Annotated in this window: 16 protein-coding genes; 13 read left to right on the plus strand and 3 right to left on the minus strand. The window is 51.1% G+C overall.

The genetic code is table 11. The annotated features are described in order from the left end of the window. Nucleotides 1–102: 102 nt before the first annotated feature. Together AA105894_RS08270 and repC are read right to left on the minus strand one after the other, a co-directional pair. Nucleotides 103–765 carry a ParA family protein gene (locus AA105894_RS08270; RefSeq protein WP_267311299.1) on the minus strand — a complete coding sequence of 221 codons (663 nt, stop codon included), beginning with the start codon at nt 763–765 and terminating at the stop codon, nt 103–105. A 573-nt stretch (nt 766–1338) separates the two neighbouring features. Further along, a complete protein-coding gene (gene repC / locus AA105894_RS08275) occupies nt 1339–2550 on the minus strand; it encodes a plasmid replication protein RepC (protein ID WP_267311300.1) in 1212 nt (403 codons plus the stop codon). Nucleotides 2551–2949: 399 nt separating this feature from the next. Between repC and AA105894_RS08280 the strand changes: the two genes are divergently transcribed. From AA105894_RS08280 to AA105894_RS08325, 10 genes are all read left to right on the plus strand, one after another. Next, nucleotides 2950–3243 (plus strand): helix-turn-helix domain-containing protein, encoded by a 294-nt coding sequence (locus tag AA105894_RS08280; protein ID WP_267311301.1) that lies wholly within the window; start codon nt 2950–2952, stop codon nt 3241–3243. Nucleotides 3244–3343: 100 nt separating this feature from the next. Beyond that, entirely contained in the window at nt 3344–4324 is a 981-nt protein-coding gene (gene trbB, locus AA105894_RS08285; RefSeq protein ID WP_267311302.1) for a P-type conjugative transfer ATPase TrbB, read from the plus strand. Nucleotide 4325: 1 nt separating this feature from the next. After that, nucleotides 4326–4676, plus strand: a complete 351-nt coding sequence (locus tag AA105894_RS08290; protein WP_267311303.1) for a TrbC/VirB2 family protein — start codon at nt 4326–4328, stop codon at nt 4674–4676. Next, the gene (gene trbD, locus AA105894_RS08295; protein ID WP_267311304.1) at nt 4677–4958 is read left to right on the plus strand and encodes a conjugal transfer protein TrbD; all 282 of its coding nucleotides are present in this window, start codon (nt 4677–4679) and stop codon (nt 4956–4958) included. It begins immediately after the preceding gene. Nucleotides 4959–4977: 19 nt separating this feature from the next. Next, nucleotides 4978–7464, plus strand: coding sequence for a VirB4 family type IV secretion/conjugal transfer ATPase (locus tag AA105894_RS08300; RefSeq protein ID WP_267311305.1), 2487 nt, complete (start codon nt 4978–4980; stop codon nt 7462–7464). Next, the gene (locus AA105894_RS08305) at nt 7461–8135 is read left to right on the plus strand and encodes a hypothetical protein (RefSeq protein WP_267311306.1); all 675 of its coding nucleotides are present in this window, start codon (nt 7461–7463) and stop codon (nt 8133–8135) included. Before AA105894_RS08300 ends, AA105894_RS08305 begins: the two co-directional genes overlap by 4 nt. Before the next feature lie 172 nt (nt 8136–8307). Next, nucleotides 8308–9573, plus strand: coding sequence for a P-type conjugative transfer protein TrbL (gene trbL / locus AA105894_RS08310; RefSeq protein ID WP_267311307.1), 1266 nt, complete (start codon nt 8308–8310; stop codon nt 9571–9573). An 83-nt stretch (nt 9574–9656) separates the two neighbouring features. Then, nucleotides 9657–10355 (plus strand): VirB8/TrbF family protein, encoded by a 699-nt coding sequence (locus tag AA105894_RS08315; protein ID WP_267311308.1) that lies wholly within the window; start codon nt 9657–9659, stop codon nt 10353–10355. 20 nt (nt 10356–10375) lie between these two features. Next, nucleotides 10376–11428, plus strand: a complete 1053-nt coding sequence (gene trbG, locus AA105894_RS08320) for a P-type conjugative transfer protein TrbG (RefSeq protein ID WP_267311309.1) — start codon at nt 10376–10378, stop codon at nt 11426–11428. A 453-nt stretch (nt 11429–11881) separates the two neighbouring features. Then, nucleotides 11882–13090, plus strand: coding sequence for a TrbI/VirB10 family protein (locus tag AA105894_RS08325; RefSeq protein ID WP_267311310.1), 1209 nt, complete (start codon nt 11882–11884; stop codon nt 13088–13090). Nucleotides 13091–13427: 337 nt separating this feature from the next. On the opposite strand, the gene AA105894_RS08330 is transcribed toward AA105894_RS08325, so the two are convergent. Continuing rightward, nucleotides 13428–13622: a hypothetical protein gene (locus tag AA105894_RS08330; protein WP_267311311.1), complete on the minus strand. Its 195-nt coding sequence runs from the start codon at nt 13620–13622 to the stop codon at nt 13428–13430. A 117-nt stretch (nt 13623–13739) separates the two neighbouring features. Here AA105894_RS08330 and AA105894_RS08335 point away from each other — a divergent pair, with 117 nt between their 5' ends. From AA105894_RS08335 to AA105894_RS08345, 3 genes are all read left to right on the plus strand, one after another. Continuing rightward, the gene (locus AA105894_RS08335; protein WP_267311312.1) at nt 13740–14525 is read left to right on the plus strand and encodes a hypothetical protein; all 786 of its coding nucleotides are present in this window, start codon (nt 13740–13742) and stop codon (nt 14523–14525) included. A 188-nt stretch (nt 14526–14713) separates the two neighbouring features. Next, complete coding sequence (locus AA105894_RS08340; RefSeq protein ID WP_267311313.1) at nt 14714–15544, plus strand: complement resistance protein TraT; 831 nt, start codon at nt 14714–14716, stop codon at nt 15542–15544. A gap of 112 nt (nt 15545–15656) precedes the next feature. Continuing rightward, the coding region (locus AA105894_RS08345) for a hypothetical protein (RefSeq protein ID WP_267311314.1) at nt 15657–16286 on the plus strand (630 nt) is incomplete at its 3' end.

The raw sequence follows: 16286 nt of genomic DNA on the forward strand, positions 1-16286 counted from the left end.
GCAGGGGCAGGGGCAGGGGCAGGGGCAGGGGCAGGGGCAGCTCTCTCACCTTTCTGCGCAAATGTTGAGACTTTATCAAATGGGTTGTGGGCTTTCTTTGAATTAGACAACTGCTTTCCCCTTTTTCTTTGGCGCGATCAGGCCGACAGCCTTACCAATATGATCCCAGATTCCATTTATCTCGCCCGCCGCCGCCTCATTCCTTGGCGCCAGCTCGACCACTCCTAGCGATTGCCCCCACGCCGTTTTGTAGGCCATTCTGTGCGCTACTGTGCCGATCAGTGGCCCGTATTGACTGAGGAACATTGCTGCTTGCGCGGCTTGCCGGGTGCCGTTTTTCACAAGCGTCAAGGCGAAGCCAAAGGGCTTGTCTAACCCTTTGACCATCTCAACGGTCCTCCCGACCGCCTGCACGTCTGCAACTCCGTCTTGAGTGGGAATAAGCACAAAATCCGCCATTGCGAGGACTCTTGGCAGCCACGCAGGCAGACTTGGCGGAGTATCAACAATGATGAGCTTGATACCATTTTCCGCCATGATAGCGAGCTTATCCGCCAGCTCATCCGGCCCACCGATAGCCAATAACGGGGTGGGGGCTTCTCGGTCGTGGAATAGGTTCGTGAGGCTTTGTTGAGGATCAGCGTCATACCAACCGACCGGCCCGAATCCTGCAACCTCTGCCGCGATTGCAAGGTTCGCCGCCAACGTACTTTTCCCAACGCCACCTTTCTGAGCCGAAATTACGACGATCTTCGGAGTATCCACGTCACACCTATTGACTCGTTTCCGCACCGAAAATCACACCAACATTAGTGCGTTCTCAGGTGCCATCATCCGCACTATATTCCCATGGCCATCAAGAAAGCACAATAGAGAATACATCTGACAGCACCATAAATCGCACCACAGAAAAAACCTTTGTTCGCACTTATATGGGTGCGTAGAATAGCCTTAATTAAAATGCCCATCTGCGCACACTCCATAGTGCGCGAAAAGATACGCTTACACCCACCCTTCTAAGTGCCATAGAGAGCATTATGGAGAACGCATCCTAACACGCCCGGATAAGCATCGAAAACGGTGCCTATATGTGCATTATTCGGCGCAACATTCGGAATGCGGCAATTAGTGCTCTTAATGATGCGTGCATGGGCACTATTAGGGATGCAGAACGAGATGCACCTTACTGCCGTTAAGAGGGTGCGCTGCATAGTGCTGTTAAGAGCAGCATATAATGCGCCATCTATAATGCCTCAAATAATGCTTTTGGATGTATCATTGAACGTACTGCCGCATTTAATTGACCCGCCTGAGGGTGAAACGGACACGGCACACGTCTTAATCTTCGACCGGAGAAAGGTTCTCGACCTTTCGAAGCAAGGCAAAAAACGTTCGGTCTAAGCGAAGTTTTCCAGCACAGTGCAAATCCAGCAGCCGGACGAATAGACCACCGGGATTTTGCACTGATCCCTGATCAAACCGGCCACAAACTACGATTAGAACTGCTAGGGCGTTCAAGGCGCCTATGTCAGTGCAGCCTCTTAGCCATGCCCATTTGCCTATGCCTAAAGCTCCGGCGACAGCCGGTGCGCTATCTATAAGTGACTGCCAATTATCTTTGGCGTTGAACAAACTAAATGCCGGTGCGATCCGGGTTGCCATTATAGGCGTGAGTGGGAAATCTCCCACGACTGATATCGTCTTCGCTGAGCTGTTTCGTTTTTTATCTTCAGTTGTCGGTGCTGCATTACAATCAGATTTTGTAGTCTCGATAGAGACTAAAGTTCTACTCTCTGTTCTCTGCTGGGCGTCATTGGTGTCGTCCTCGGGCGTCATATCCACAGCATGAGATGCTGCTGAGATGTTGAGCAGTTCTGACCATTTCGCTTCAAGTTTTGCCACGATTGGCAAGAGTATGGAGCTATCAGTTTCATGCCGGTTTCGGGCTGACGCGATAGCCTTGATTTCGGCCTCAAGATACTCGGCGTCGGCGTATCCTTGCGATGCGAGCAGGTCGGTGAGAGCAAGACATTTGCGGCGAGCTGCGGATATCTGGCTTCTAAGGGCCAATCCCTCTCGATACCTGGCCCTTTCTGCGGCCTTGAGTGCTTCGATCTCGGCTATTTTGCGGACGAGAGGGGAGAGGTCGAAGCCATACCCATCCCTGCGTCCTAACCGTTTGCCGTCAGATGAGTCCCAAGGAATAACTAGACCATGTTCAACCAGCTCTTTGATGCGCCGTTGTATCGACCGTATGTTTCGCTGTGCGGTTGACGCCAGATGATCGTTTGACGGTGCGATTATAGGGCGTTGGCCAGTCGCCCAAACATCCTTGTGGATAAGCCTGACGAGATCGATCAGGGTTTGCGCAGCGGCGAGCGAGATGCCGAGTATCCCGGAAACACCATCCAAGGCGCAAAGAATGCGTGTCTTGCTGATTGACGGCAAAGCTGGTGCGTCTCGCTCTGTAAGCATGGCTGACAGCAGAGCGTGAGGCATATGCCTGCGTCCTGTGGGACGGATCGTATCTGTAACGTGGCTCGTTATCATATTGGGTTCCAATGTTGATGTGGAACCGCCGTTTCTGGAACCCTTTAGGTAAAGTTCGCCTATCCACCAAAAAAGGTGCTTGCAAACCGCCTGTATTTGGGGGAAAAGAGTTCTGCGAGAAACTTACTTTTCCCGCCTTTTTTGGCGGATAGTCTAAACTAAACGTTAGGGGTCGCTCAGAAATGGGCGGCCTTTTTCGTTTTTTAGGGTCGGACTCTGGGAACTCCTTGCGTTATTCCGTCAATCCTTAGTGAATTCCGTCACATAATCAAGTTCCCTTACATATTTGTTAAACGCGCGTCTTGCGCATTCCGCCGAATTTGGTCTGAAATCGTCTGATGATCAATAGGATAACACGACCAATGTGCGTTACCGGACAATCTGAGGCCCTGGCTTGCAATGACAAGCACTGAAAAGCCTGCCGGGAAAACGACCGTTCAGGGCGTTGACGCTCGAACATTTGCTAAAAATGTGCGTGAAGCAAGAAATAGAGAAGGGATCAGCTTACGCCAGTTGGCATACATTACAGGCAGCTCAGTTGCATTTTTGTCGCGTGTTGAGAGGGGTATGAACGGCATCACTCTCAACAAAGCCTCCCAGATTGCTCACGCTCTGCGCATCCCGCTCTACATCATGCTTAAGCCTCGCAAATCCGACAAAACCGATTCGCAGCCTGCGGAGGACGCCGAGTAACGCGAATCGTGAATCGACTATCAAACTGACCGTTAAAAAAGATTGCAGGACGCAACGAAAAACGATTTTCTCACGTTATCAAATGCAGTAACATGGCAGAATGAAATCTGCCCAAACGCCAACCGATCTCAAGGACGAGCGGATCATTGAGATGATCCGCAACGGTTTCGGTGCGACGGTTTGCACGCTACTTCAGGAAACCGAAGTCACTGAAATCATGCTCAATGATGATGGTGAGCTATGGGTTGAACGACTTGGCCACCCCATGGAGCGCGTGGGCACACTCGCCGCAAACAAGGCCCTTGCTGCAATAAATACCGTCGCATCTTTTCGCAAAAAGTGCATCGACGAAAAAAATCCCGTTCTCGAAACTATAATGCCGCTCGATGGGACCAGCCGATTTGAGGCCCTGATCCCGCCAATTGTGAAAGCGCCTGTTTTTAGTATTAGGCGACACTGTTCAAAAATAGTTACCTTTGATGAGTATGTTGCGAGCGGCGTTATTTCGGGGTGGGATCGTGATACCATCTGTGAGCGGATATTGAAATCAGATAATATTTTGGTCTCCGGCGGTACTGGTAGCGGAAAAACGACGCTTCTCAACACTCTGCTTGCTTACGCAGCACATTCTTTCCCTAATCGGCGCCGCGTTGTCATGGAAGATACGCCCGAACTCAAGCGTCCAGCGGCAAACTGCGTCATGCTGCGAACTAGCGAAGTGGTTGATATGCTTGGCCTGCTTCGGGCAACTATGAGGCTGCGACCAGACGCTATCGATGCTGGTGAGGTTCGAGACGCAGCAGCACATTCACTCCTGAAGGCATGGACTACCGGCCATCCTGGCGGATTTGGAACTATCCATGCAAAGGAAGGGGAGCTTAGTGGCCTTTGGCGTCTTGAGCAGCTTGTGCTTGAATCTGTCGCTTTGCCAATGCAGCCGCTAATTGCGGATGCTGTGGGGTTACTGGTCAATATCCAGAGAACCCAGAAAGGTCGAGCTATAACCGGGATAATCTCGGTTGATGGCTTTAAAAACGGAGAATACCAGATCCGTTCTCTCCATAAAAAAGAAAGAGACTGAAATGATTTCGAAAAAAGCAATAGCTAACTTGCGAAAAGCCGCAACATATAAAAAATCGCTCTCTTTGCCTTTCCTGCCTGTGATTTTGTGCGGGCAGGCTTATGCCGCGTCGAGTGGCGGCGGAAGCCTGCCCTGGGAAACGCCGTTGCAGACTTTGACGAATTCGATGAGCGGTCCTGTCGCCTATAGCATTTCCATCATAGCTATTGGTGCTGCTGGTGCGACCCTAGTATGGGGCGGTGAGATTAGCGAAGTGACGAGACGTCTTGTTTTCCTTGTTCTTGTTATCTCATTGATCGCTCTCGCCACATCTGCCTATAGCTCGTTATTCGCTTCTGGCGCAGTATTTTAAATGTTGCGTCTTACGCCAATGTATCGGGCGCTTCACCGCCCGAACTTGCTTATGGGCGGTGAGAGAAAGCCTGTTCTTATACTTATAATAATCTCAGTCGGTCTTTCAGTTTCCTCCCTTAATATTGTTGCATTTTTGGTGTCGGCTTTTCTCTGGGTGGCCGGTATTTTTTATCTGAGATTAATGGCGAAAAACGATCCCTTTCTCATTGGGGTATATATCCGCTCTCTGAAATATAAAGGCTACTACAGCCCAAGATCGAAGTTTAGTTGCAAGCTATAAATTAAAATGGGTGTCCGAAATGCTAAAATTACAGGAATTTCGTAGCAAAGCGAAGGGTCTTGCTGACCTTCTTGCTTGGGCAGCCCTTGTTGACGATGGAATAGTACAGTGCGTCGATGGATCATTATTGGCCGGGTGGTCCTATAAAGGGGAAGATATGGGCGCTGCCAGTCCGGCAGAGCGAAATTACCAAACCAGTATTGTCAATGCGGCGCTTTCCCGTTTGGGAAGTGGGTGGGCCTCGTGGGTTGATTCTGCGCGAGTGCCTGCACCGCACTATCCATCGGCAGAAGAGTCATTCTTCCTTGATCCGATCTCATACGCCATAGACGAAGAAAGAAGGCAACAATTCGAGGCGCATGGTAGCCTATATATCTCAGAGCAGGTTATCATAGTTCAGTATAAGCCGCCTCTAAGAAGAAACCTCAAGGTAGTTGATTATATTTATAGCGATGACTCCAAGGAAGAAAATCCGGGGAAGAAGCTTATTGAGAGATTTAAGCAGAGCTTAGACGAAATAGAAGGCGCTCTTTCTGTGCTCAAAATGAGCAGATTGAGAAGCTACGAGACAACGTTATTTGGAGACAGGACTGTATTTCGCGACGAACTTGTCAATTATTTATCGTTCTGCCTAACGGGCGATACGTCTCCGGTCAACGTGCCGCCTTTTGGCGCGTATATGGACACTTATATATCGAGCGAAGAACTGTGGCCCGGAATTACGCCAAGAATTGGCCAGAATTATATATATTCCGTCGCGCTGGAGGGGTTTCCCGCCGAAAGTTATCCTGGGCTCCTGAATAGCCTGGAAGGTATGGCGATCCCGTTTCGCTGGTCGAGCAGGTTTATCTATCTCGACACGCACCAGTCTGTCTCGGAGCTGAATACGTTTCGCAAGTCATGGAAGATGAAAGAGCGGGGCTTTTTCTCACAGGTTTTCAAGACCCGAACTGGGCCGGTGAACGAAGACGCGTTGCTGATGGCATCAGAAGCTCAACAAGCGTTGGCGCAGGCTGAAGGCGGTCTAGTCACATATGGCTATTACACACCTGTCATCATTCTGATGGGCAAGGATCGCGAAGAGGTCGAGAACTCGGCAACAACCATTGTGAACCTACTTAAGCGTAGCGGTGTGCGAAGTCGGATAGAGACGGTGAATGCCGTTGAGGCGTTTCTAGGGTCTTTGCCGGGGCATACCGACAAGAATGTTCGGCGCCCTGTCGTGCATACCCTGAATCTGGCGGATATGCTGCCGCTCGCATCGATCTGGCCAGGGCGCGACGTGAACCCGTGCGATTTTTACCCTCCGGCATCACCGCCGCTTTTCTTGGCCGCGACAACAGGCTCGACCCCGTTCCGATTTAATTTCCACGTTGGACAACTTGGACACTCGCTAATTCTCGGGCCGACCCGATCAGGGAAATCGACGCTTCTCGCGCTTTGTGTTGCTCAGTTCTTTCGATATCCCGGCGCACGGGTGACGGCCTTCGATAAGGGCAACTCTCTTTACGCCTTGGCGCACGCGATTGGCCCAAAGTATAGCGCACGGCATTACGAACTAGGCGCAAACGAAGAACGTCTTGCGTTCGCGCCATTATCTCATCTCGACTCCGTCGAAGATCGTCTCTGGGCGATAGAGTGGTTGAGCCAGTGCGTCGTTCTTAGGCGAGGGTCAGGCCCGACGCCTGACGAGGCGCAAGCGATTGAACACGCAATCCGCCAGCTTAGTGAAGCGCCTAAGGGAGCGCGCTCGATTACCGAGTTCTGCGGAGCAATCCAGAACCCGGAGATTCGCGAAATCATGAACTATTACACGCTTTCCGGCCCCGGAGGGCACATCCTCGATGCTCAGGTGGATGGCCTCGATGACGCTCATCTTCGCGTGTTCGAGATACAGCACCTGATGAATATGTCAGAAGCAATGTTCCTGCCTGTGATGACCTACATCATACAGAGATTCATTCGTTCTCTCGACGGGAATCCGGCAATGCTCGTGATCGATGAAGGGTGGGTGTTCCTCAAGGACGCGACCATGCGAGCGAAAGTTGAAGAATGGCTTCGAGTGCTTGCAAAAGCGAACTGCATTGTCGTCTTTGCGACACAGAGCCTGTCAGACGCTATAAACTCAGGTCTTATGTCCGTACTCGTAGAATCGTGTCCTACGAAGGTATTTCTTCCAAACCCGGAAGCAAAAAATCCGGCAATTGCTGATATATATAGGACATTCGGATTTACGGATACAGAACTAGATATCGTTAGCTCGGCGGAAAGGCAGAGACAATATTATGTAAGCTCCCCTGATGGCAAAAGGCTTATTGACTTAGGACTTGGGCCTTTGACACTTTCATTTGTCGGCGCCGGATCGCTCGAAAATATATCAGAGATCAAGAAACTGCGCGTCGAGCATGGTGATAGTTGGCCCCTTACCTGGGCGAGACGGCGGAAATGCTCAAAGATTCTGGAAGACGTTTACTCATTCCTTGAGATGGAAGGATCGTCCAAATGAGACACGCTTTGCTTATCGCCTTGACTGTATCAACGCCGCTCATCTGGCTTGGCATGTCTTCGCCAGCTCACGCTCAGATCATGACTGTCTGCCCAACCTGCACCCAGGAAATTAATGAGGCTACGCGGTGGATCACACAGCTCAGAAGCATGGCGGCGGAAATTGAGACGGTAAAGAGTGTCGTCATGTCAGACATTCAGGGCGTCAAGCAGATCACCAATTTGAGCAGCCTTCAGGGGCTAACCAGCGGTAATCTGGATGGCGTGCTGAACAGGCTCCAATCGGGTCTCGGAAAAGCGCAACAGCTCAACAGCTTGCCTCAGACGTTATCGAACGATGCTCAGACAATGAGCAACCAGCTATCGACATTGAAAAGTCTGCTATCGAGCATCCAGTCTCAAAATCAGTCAGACGCACAGAGCGTCCAGTCAATCCAAGGGCAGATTGCCACCACGATAGGCACACATGGCGCCGTTCAGATTTCGAACCAGTTACAGGCACAAATCGCTCAGGCTTTGATCAAGGTTAACCAGATTGAGGGCGCTATAGCACAGCAGTTGGCGACGCAGGCGGCGATAGAAAATGATCGCGAGAACGCCGCCGATCAAGCGCACAATGCAATGCTAGTTGACCAGTCATCTATTAACGTTGATGCAGGGGGCCAATACTAATTATGAAGAAGTCGAAAGTCGCAGTTGCTATTCTGCTCGTCATCAGCGTTGTGGTATTTGTCTATGTTAGAGAAGGCAAAGAACCCAAAAACCATATACAAAACACGATACAATCGGGCGGAATACATACGGTCGATCCAAAGAGCATTAATACCGATGCGGGAGGAAGTTATTGATACCGTATCTTAAAAAGACCCTAATTCTTTCTGCGGTCGCAATAGCGGTTACTGCAATCCCTCATGCTTATGCGGACGGCCTGATAGACAGTATCGTTCAGCCTTATAAATCGTCCAGCGCCAGCACCGCTGCCAGTCTTCTACAATATGCAAGAGCCTTGTTCTGGTCACTTGCTGCGTTGCAGTTTATTGGAGGAAGTATAAAAATTGCCCTGCAAGGTGGGGAGATGATCGAATGGTCAGCGCATATAGTGAGACAAATAATATTTGTTGGTCTGTACGCATGGTTTATGGAAAATAGCTATAAATTCTCTCTGGATATAGTTGATAGCTTCAGGCAGGCTGGATCAAACGCCAAGATAAATCCGACTGGTGTATTTGCTGCTGGCGAGTCTATTGCCAATGCAATATCGAAACACTCATCAGCGTTTCATCCGTTTGACGCCACACTTTATTCCATTGCTTGCGTTGTGATCATCGTAGCCTTCGCCTGGATTTCAGCCCTCCTGATTTTGGCGCTTTGTGAGATGTATGTCCTGATCGCTGCGGGCGTAATACTTATGGGGTTTGGTGGCTCAGAATGGACACGAGATTTCGCTAACAAAAACCTCATACTTGCAATGAGTGTTGGCGCAAAAATATTCATCATAGAAATAATAATCTCTATTGGATGGTCAATTATAAGGTCTTGGTCAACCAAAGAATATGACAGCAATCTTGCCGTTTTTGAGGCTTTGGCAGGGGCTATCATATTTGTTCTTCTAACGTATCACCTGCCGAATATGGCGTCTCAATTTATCTCTGGCGCAGCCACGGGATCGACGGCAGCAGATGGCATCAAAGCCGTCACGCAGGCAGGAGCAGGAGCAGCATTGGCCGCGACGGGGATCGGCGCCGCAGTCGGTGCAGCGGCTTCCGCTGGTGCTGGTGCTGGTGCTGGTGCTTCCGCTGGTGCTGAAGCGGCGTTGGGAGCTTCAGGCGGCGCCTCTGGCGCCGGTGCTGGGGGCGGGGCTCGTTTGGGAGGGACACCACAACCGCCGCCCTCAACAGCAAACCAAGCGGGCCAAGCCCTGGGCCGTATCGGACATGCCTTGGCTCAAGGGGTACGAGATGAGGCTTGGGGAAGGTTGACTGGAACTGGCATTAAGGGGGGCACAATGGGGGGGCGCATGGCGGCATACATCAAGCAGAATGCTTCTCCACCACCACCGCCACCTCAAGAGCAGCCGGAAAATAGCAGCCGCTCTGGAAGCATAAGCTAAATTTGGAGCAAAGCAGGCCGTCAAGGCTTGTTTTGCTCTTTTTTTTCGTGTCATCCATTATCAAATACGATAACGGTGATTTTATGAAAAACAGTGACGTTTCGAAACGTCCGCCTTCAAAGGCGGACAATCCTTATCTCCATGCGCGCGAAGAATATGCCTCTCGTTATGGGAGCTATGTTGCCGCAGCTCGGAACTGGCGATTGGTAGCTGTTGGCTCTTTATGTGTGTCGGTCTTGCTGATTGCTGATAACTGGCATTTGGCGAATAAAGCTGAAACGATGCCCTACATCGTGTCAGTTGACCATCTTGGACAGACCAAATTTGAGGGTGTTCCGTCTCCTGCAAGTGCCGATAATCCTCTGATTATCAAGGGCGCGCTTGAAACATGGGTACGTGATGCGCGATCGATCATCGCGGACCCTCATGCAGAGCGCCACAATATCGATACGGTCTATTGCTTTATCAGTAGGGGATCGCCTGCTTACCGCACTCTGACAGACTGGTATTCTACACGCCAGCCGTTCGAGTTTGCCACTCGTGCTACCGTCGATATTACAAACCTTAACGCGCTCCCGGTGGGGAACGTGTCTCAGTCACATACCTGGACTGTGACATGGGACGAAACTCAGACTAACGCCGATGGGACGGTCACAACGCCCGCGCACTGGACGGCAAATATTACCTACAGCCGATCTGCCGTGCGTCTGGATGATCCCAGAAGCACAATCAATCCTATCGGATTACTCATCACAAATTATTCGTGGGCAAAGCAGTCCTAACATGGCGATTGGAGCCAATTATGCGAGATAAACTCGCCCTTTCGGGTCTTATCCCTGTGCTTGCGCTACCGGGCTTTGCTATGGCGCAAGTGGCCGTTCCCTCAATTGGAGGGCCATCCTCACCGCCATATGTTGTTGGACAGCCGCCAGCCAATCAACCCGTGCCGGGTCTCACGCCTGCGCAAACGCCACAATCTCCTGCAACAAATGGGGCGCCTATCAATCCCGCGTCAGGAGCCGCATTTTCTATCGCGCCGCCGCCTGTCATCAATCCGATTAATCAAAGCCCTGTGCCCCTGACCGATAAAGAGGCAGCAGGAAGCAGTATCGCAACACGTTGGCGTAATGCCCGCTCCATGCCCTCGACGGGTTCGGATGGCGCCGTAGTGTTTTCGTTTGGGGCCACTCAGCCCTCAATCGTCTGCGCTCCGCTTACGGTCTGCTTACTCAGACTTCAGGCCGGAGAAAGCGTCCTACAACACGGCTTGCAGATTGGTGACGGGGCACGTTGGCGAATTACCCCGGCCCTCGCAGGGGATAATCAAACCGTTCTGGTGATTAAGCCGACAGATGCGGGACTTCGTACTACTCTCGCAGTCATGACTAATAAAAGAGTATATTCTATAAGGCTTGTTTCCGTACAATCAGAATCAAAATCTATGGCCATATCTGAGTTTTCTTATCCAGATGAAGAGAAAGAAGCGTGGTCAGAATATTATGAACGCCAAAACAAAATAAAAGAAAACAACACACTTCCAACCGGGAGAAATATTGCAAATCTCGATTTCGGTTATGTCATATCTGGTGATGAACCCTCGTGGCGTCCAATGCGGGTCTATAATGATGGGGTACACACATACATACAGTTTCCAAATGCAATGCGCTCGTCCGATGCCCCTAGCCTTTTGACACTGGCGCATGACGGAACTTGGTTCAGCAGCCCCACAAAACAGTTGGTGAACTATAGAAAAGAAGGAGACGCTTATGTGGTCGATAAGGTATTCGATAGGGCGGAGCTAATAACTGGGGTCGGCGGAAGTCAGGAACGTGTTGTTATTGTTCATAAGGGATAATAACAGTGAATAAGAAAACATGCTCGGCCTTAGTCTCTATGTTCTTGCTATGCTCATGCTCTGGTATCGACCCTTCAGCTTCCTATGTGAGCTATAATATTGACCCTCATGTGGTCAATGTCGCCTCGGCAGATATCACGGCGTTCGCTGCGTCTATTCTGCCTCCTGGGAAGGCCACCATTTGGGTCCGCCCAGCGCAGAATGGTAGCAGATGGTTTGCAGAAGCGATTGAAGCTGACTTGCGCAGACGAGGCTTTGCCATAGCGCCATCTTCTGGGGTCCGGCCCTACGGGGCGCATGAGCTGCGCTACCTGATCGATCAGGGAGATATTGGTACGACCGTTAGGGTCTCGATTGACCAGATAAGAGCTGGTCGCTTCTATGGCCTCGGATCGTCCGGCGCAATTGCGCCCATCGGTCCATTGACCGCACTCAACCTGTGAGGGGGCAATCATGGACGATAGATTAGACCCCAACCAGACCCCTAGCGGGCTTGATTCAATTTCCCGGCCTCCCAAGCGCGGTCGTGGTGTCAAGCAGGTCAATCGTGTGCCAATCATTATTGGTGGTGCTGTCTCAAGCGTGATTCTGGTGACTGTGCTTTATACAGCCCATCAGAAAAGCGTTCACAAAGCGGCCACGGCAGAACCTGAGCTGCAGGAAGTCGCATCCTCAGAAGCACCCAACCAGCTTCTCCGGCACCCAGCACCTGGCCAGATCATTTTGCCTGACGGAAAGCCCAAGCAACCCACAGGGAAACCACAAGGGGCAGTTCCTACGCCACCAGCTATAGTGCAGAGCGCGCCCCCCAATCCATACGCGCAAGAATGGCAACAATATCATCAAGACATGACCTTGCTCCACCAGCAGCGCGTACAGCAGCTCGCTAGTGCCCTCACCGATGACACGGGGATCAAAACTAGCGAGTCATTTTCCAGCGGAAATGTGACCGGGGGTAAAAACGCAGTATCCAGTTCTCGTCCAGTCGATACTGACTATCTGGCGTCCTATCGCACAGGTGCGCGCAATGCCTTGGAAGTCAAAGAGGGCACGGCGATTCCAGCCACTCTGATTGGCGGGATCAACAGCGACAAGGCCGGAATGCTGAAGGCACAGGTACGTCAGAATGTGTACGATAGTGCCACCGGGCAAAAGGTACTCATACCTCAAGGATCGTGGATTATAGGCGAATTCAATAGTCAGGTAGGGTATGGGCAGTCGCGGATAGAAGTTGCATTTACGCGGATTATCTTCCCCGATCAGAGTTCACTCGATCTAGGCGGGATGGAAGGTGCTGATGTATCCGGCAATGCAGGATTTGCGGATCAGGTGAATAGTCACTGGTGGAAGATCATGGGTAACGCCTTGATGGCTGCGGCGTTTGGTTCGGCGCTTCAATTGTCCCAAAACAGTAATAGCTTTAGCGGGAATTCAAGTTCCGGGTATGGGGGTTATAATGCCCAGCAGATCATCGCCGCCCAGCTCGGCCAACAGACGGGCGAATTGGGGATGGAGATAGCAAGAAGAGGTTTGCAAATACCTCCAACGATAACAATAAGACCGGGATACGAATTCAACGTCATGGTAAAAAAGGATATGATTCTTCCAGAATATCAGGATCAGTTTGGAAACGGTTCGCTCCATACAACTGATGATGAGTGAGAAATCGAATGAAAAGAGAATATTTGATTGGCGCCAAACTCGCCCTGGTATCGCTGACAATAGGCGCGCTGGTTGTTCCTACGAGCGCCCGCGCTGCCGACCCTTGCACAGTTCTCATGTGCATGTCTGGGCTTGTCGGTAACGGCACTCCGCCGCCAACTTGTCAGCCTGCAATTGATGTTTATTTCTCTCTCATTGTCTTCCACATTACCTACGATCCGATTTCCACTGCCGCGCTTCGCCTGAAATATCTCGAAACTTGTCCTGGGTGGGCGGCAAATGCAGAGTGGGTAGCGGCTATTCAAGCCGCATGGGGCACAGTGCCCTAGTCGCTTGATTATTCGCCGTCACGAATGCGGACGGCGTTTGCCTTTGTTGAGCGTTTAGTTCTCTTCCTGATTTCCGTTTCAATCGCCTGACGAACCATGGCGTTGCGGTCCTCTCCCTCGACAAGAACGGAATCAATCCGCTCTTTAGCCCCGGAGGGAAGAGTAAGTTGCAAGCGTTCGGTCCATTGCTTTTTGCGTCCCATATCTCCCGGTAATCCGATAAAACTCGCCAGTCAATTGAGTTTTTCGTGTGTATGATATTGACGCGATATCATACACACGATATATTTTGATACATCATCGATATTGGATGTATCAAAATGAAATTTCAGAGATTCCTTTTTCCGACTCTTGCTGCGTCATCAATCCTCCTGACCGCGTGCGGTGGAGGCACCACGCCGCCCCCTGAGCCTGTAATGCTTGGACAGTTCACCAAGGACAGCGACCGTTTTGGTGTTGTCAGCACGCTCGGTCGTGCTGAAGGGGTAATTCGGAAAGACGGGCGCCCTTGCGATATCTACCGGATCTACACATCTGGCCTCACCTCTGGCGGTCGAGCCGCCCTCAAGGCGGGCGAAGTGCTGACCAGTGTTGCAACTCTCGGAGTGGCCCAGTTCTTCTGGATACCGATCAAGGCTGGAACGAGACCGCAACAGCACACTGTCTTGTTCTGCTACGGCCCGAATGACCATCTTGTCGATCTGTATGACACCGATCCGACCAGCACACATGAGCAGGATCACCGGATTTTAGACGAGGTTGCCTATGGTCAGCCGGTATCGCTTGGGGCTCCCACAGGGCCTACCGAGGGGGCTACGCCGCTCGTTCCTGGCGTGACCTCTGCATCGATCCCTGCATCAAGCGCGGTGGTCGATGCGCCGCTCGTATCTTCGCCTTCGGCGCCGGTAATCTACGAGAAAGCTGTCACACCCCTCCCGCCTGCTGAATCCGGGACCATAAGCCTCGATACGGTCTCGCGGGAGGCCACGAATGGAAGAGCGACTATTTCTACGGGAAAAGCGACCATTTCGCAGGACGCTTCCTCGGACGATTTGAACAATATCAGTGCCAATAAAGCAGAGAAGGCTAACTCTGTTTTGAAATAGATCATAACGCCAACACGACTATTGCGCGCCGATCTGCTTTATAAAAAACAAGCTATAGTATTACTGGCGTCAGTGCTTGCCCGTGACAGGCGGCCTGACGCCATTCGATTTGGCGCAATCTGTAACGTTACGATCAATCATGATACAAACTGTGTCGGCGTAAACTTCGCCGATTTTAAGGGAAGAATATGATCAAGGCTCTCGCATCACGCGGCGCTATCCTATGCGCACCACTGGTTTTTCTTGCGGGTTGCAGCGGCCTCGATGCCGTGTCCAATCATGGACAGCTCAACGTGCATACCCATATGTCCGAGACAGTATTTTTAGACCCTGTTAGCTCGGCGCAAAAAACCGTCTATCTCGGCATCAGAAACACATCGGATTACCCCGATCTTGATATTCGGGCCGCTCTGGCAGCGTCATTGCAGCAACGGGGCTATACGGTGGTATCCGATGCTGCGTCGGCCCATTATTTGTTGCAAGCCAATGTGCTGCAAGCAGGCAAGCTCACAAAAGCACAATCTTCGGCTCTTTTGTCCAGTAACTACGGTCAACCGCTGGAATCTCTGGCAATTGGCGCCGCTTCAGGTGGACTGGTGGGCGGTCTGACCAATAATGTTGGAGCCGGTTTAGGCGTTGGTCTGGGCCTTGCTGCGGCATCGGCTATCGTCAACTATGCTTATCAGGACGTGACCTACGCAATTACCGTGGATATTCAGTTGTCCGAGCGTCCGGCTAATGGTGGCAAGGTACACCAGCACACACACACACATAGGGGCACGGGCAGCACTCGTGTTCAGCAAGGCGTGTCAGAAGCAACCGCCCAAACTTCGGGAACGGCTTATTCTGGGGATAGCAACTCAAATGTCCGTACCCAGGATATGGACGAGGAATCCGATTTCAAAAAATATTCGATCCGAGATATTGCTTATGCCGACAAGGTGAATTTGCGCCTTGAGGAAGCAATGCCCGTGCTGACGCAACGCCTTGCCGTATCGTTCGCGAATCTATTTGAATAGATTGTCAGGCGCTTGGCGTCTGCTGGGTCTGGATCGGAAAAGAGCTTGGAAACCGATCCAGACCCTACGAACGATATCATGAAACATACGAAACGATAGAGGCGAACTGCGCATGTCCAAAAAAAAAAGTCCCAGCGAATTAACCCAATCTTTAATTAAATCAATATTCTATACATTGGTGTTTATCACAGCCGGATATATAGCCGGGAAATATTATACGCAATTCGCAATAACGCCGGAAACCGTGAAATCGTTGACCGAATTGTTCGGGAACCCGAATTCTAAGATAACGGAAATTGAATTCGGATGTGGTGTAACCTTCCTGGTGGCTGCTGTTACCTCTTTTATTGCAGCGAGAATTAAACTTAATTTCGATCTGGGCTCTCTCTTCTGGGAAGAGCTTCCCTCAATGTGGCGCACGCTATCAGGTAGCTATCTCTCGCTCTCGGTCGCTTTTTTAATAGTGTGTCACAAAGCGGCACTATTAACAACAGACATAGAAGAAAAGAAGAATCTTATAAAAGAAGGTCATCTTCTATTATTATATTTCTTTGCATCTATAGCTCTAGTTTTCGTTCCAACCATATATGCGCGGATAACTGCATCATGGTTTGATAGGAAACAAGCCTCGCCGAACGCAGCGCAGCCGAACGCAGCGCAGCCGAACGCAGCTCAGCCGGACACAGCTCAGCCGGACACAGCGCAGCCGGACACAGCGCAGCCGGACACAGCGCAGCCGGAC

Source organism: Asaia spathodeae NBRC 105894 (assembly GCF_025994195.1).
GTDB lineage: Bacteria > Pseudomonadota > Alphaproteobacteria > Acetobacterales > Acetobacteraceae > Asaia > Asaia siamensis.